Annotated in this window: 2 protein-coding genes; both read left to right on the top strand. The window is 32.8% G+C overall.

The window, feature by feature from the left end:
• Positions 1-359: 359 nt before the first annotated feature.
• A complete protein-coding gene (locus tag B4E95_RS05575) occupies positions 360-1,667 on the top strand; it encodes an O-acetylhomoserine aminocarboxypropyltransferase/cysteine synthase family protein (protein WP_291090599.1) in 1,308 nt (435 codons plus the stop codon).
• A 30-nt stretch (positions 1,668-1,697) separates the two neighbouring features.
• Positions 1,698-2,705 carry a homoserine O-acetyltransferase family protein gene (locus B4E95_RS05570; protein ID WP_291050873.1) on the top strand — a complete coding sequence of 336 codons (1,008 nt, stop codon included), beginning with the start codon at positions 1,698-1,700 and terminating at the stop codon, positions 2,703-2,705.
• Positions 2,706-2,836 lie beyond the last annotated feature (131 nt).

The raw sequence follows: 2,836 nt of genomic DNA, 5'->3' as shown, positions 1-2,836 counted from the left end.
TCTATAAAATTTAGATTAATAGTTTTTCCAGTATTGATTTACCTATAAAATATAAACTTATTCTAATTAATTAAATATTATAGAAATGTTTTCTAAAAACAGTTTTAATATTTTATAATTTAGAAAATAATTCTAATTTCACTTCGTCAAAAAAGGAGTTACGAAAGGTAACCCAAAATGAGCTAAAATTTTTCAGATGGAGTACAATTCTCAAAAACATTCTTTTGGACACGGTGTCCTACTTCAAAATATTTATAATTGTGTCAATAGTAAAATCCGAATGTGTTATTGTTAATTTAATACAACAAACCTACTCTACCCTACAATTTAATTAATTATCACATTCAAATCATTTTATTATGTCAACAGAAAAAAAATTACATTTCGATACATTACAAGTTCACGCAGGTCAAGAAGTCGATCCAACAACAGGTTCGCGCGCAGTTCCTATTTATCAAACATCATCTTATGTTTTCAATGATGCCGAACATGGAGCAAATTTGTTTGCGTTAAAAGAATTTGGAAATATTTATACACGAATTCAAAATCCAACAACAGACGTTTTTGAAAAACGTATCGCAGCATTAGAAGGTGGTGTTGCCGCTTTAGCAGTTGCATCTGGTCAAGCAGCACAATTTATTGCATTAAATAATATTTTAGAATCTGGTGATAACTTCGTTTCTGCTTCTAATCTTTATGGAGGAACATACAATCAATTCAAAGTTGGTTTTAAACGTTTAGGTGTCGAAGTACGTTTCGCAGAAAATGCAGATCCTGCGATTATCGAATCATTAATTGACGAAAATACAAAAGCAATCTATACCGAAACAATCGGAAACCCGAGTTTCAACGTACCCGATTTCGAAGCAATTTCAGCTATTGCAAAAAAATATAACCTTCCTTTAATTGTTGATAATACATTTGGAGCTGGTGGCTATATTTTCAAACCATTAAAACACGGTGCAAATATTGTAGTCGAGTCTGCTACAAAATGGATCGGTGGGCACGGAACTTCTATTGGAGGCGTGATTGTAGATGGTGGAAATTACGATTGGGGCAACGGAAAGTTTCCACAATTTTCAGAACCATCGGAAGGTTATCATGGTTTAGTTTTTTCTGATGTTTTCGGAATTAATGGTCCTTTTGGAAATATTCAATTTATTATTCGTGCACGCGTCGAAGGTTTACGTGATTTTGGTCCTGCCATTTCTCCGTTCAATTCTTTTTTATTGTTACAAGGTTTAGAAACGTTGTCGTTAAGAGTTCAGAAACATTTGGACAATACGTTAGAAATTGCGCGTTGGTTAGAACTTCATCCGCAAGTTGAAAAAGTGAATTATCCTGGATTAATTACTTCTCCAAGTCATCATTTGGCAAAAAAATATTTGAAAAATGGTTTCGGAGCTGTTTTATCATTCCAAATTAAAGGTGATGCAGACAAAGCGAATCAATTTATTGATAGTTTAAAATTGATTAGTCATTTGGCAAATGTTGGCGATGCAAAATCGTTAATTATTCATCCTTCTGCAACAACTCATCAACAACTGAGCGATGATGAACAAAAATCTGCTGGAGTTTTTCCTGGTTTATTGCGTCTTTCTGTCGGAATTGAATATATTGATGATATCAAAAATGATCTTCAGCGAGCTTTTGATAAAATTAAGTAAACAAAGTATTATTAGCTATAAATTAATTCAGTGAATTTTCATCAATATAATTATACAAAACCATTTCAATTAGAAAATGGTCAAATTCTCGAAAATTTAACCATTGCTTATCATACAGCTGGAACATTGAATCCCGAAAAAAACAATATCATCTGGGTTTGTCATGCTTTAACGGCAAATTCGGATGTTTTCGATTGGTGGGCTGGTCTTTTTGGAGAAAATGAATTGTTCAATCCAAAAGATCATTTTATTATTTGCGCCAATGTGATTGGTTCTAATTACGGAACAACAAATCCGTTGTCTACAAATCCTGAAACAAATTCACCTTATTATCGAGATTTTCCTACAATTACGATAAAAGATATGGCAAATGGGCATCAATTGTTAGCAGACCATTTAGGAATTTCGACTATTCATTTATTAATTGGTGGTTCACTCGGTGGTCAACAAGCGTTAGAATTTACGTTGCTGAATCAAGTTAAAGTGGACAATTTAGTTTTGTTGGCGACGAATGCAATACATTCTCCTTGGGGAATTGCGTTCAACGAATCTCAGCGTTTAGCTATCGAGGCAGATGCAACTTTTAACGATAAAACTGAGAATGGAGGAAGAAATGGATTGATTGCAGCACGTACAATTGCGATGTTGTCTTATCGTACCTATATTATATATGAACAGAAGCAAAAAGACGAGGATTCTGTTTACAACGATTTCAAAGCGTCTTCTTATCAAAAATATCAAGGTGAAAAATTAGCAAATCGATTCAATGCACATTCTTATTGGACACTTTCGAAAGCGATGGATTCACAAAACTTGGCTCGAAATAGAGAATCTTTAGAGAAATCTTTGGCTCAGATTTCTTCGAATACTTTAGTGATTGGAATTTCTTCGGATATTTTATTTCCCCCAAAGGAACAAAAATTTATAGCGAATCATATTCCAAATGCAAAATTTATCGAAATAGATTCTATTTTTGGACACGATGGTTTCTTGGTCGAATTACAAGAATTAAATACAATTTTGGAACATCTCGTATAATATTATGAAATGAATAATTATCTGAAGCTCGATTTATTCGAGCTTTTTTTATTTATAAATAGATTCTACGAAGTAGAATTTTCCCCGAGTCGATAACCATAAAGTATCCATTTTGCTTTTCTTTTTTGGAA

The organism is Empedobacter sp. UBA7494 (assembly GCF_002478465.1).
GTDB classification, from domain to species: Bacteria; Bacteroidota; Bacteroidia; order Flavobacteriales; family Weeksellaceae; genus Empedobacter; species Empedobacter falsenii_B.
This window is presented reverse-complemented; position numbering and strand designations above follow the sequence as displayed.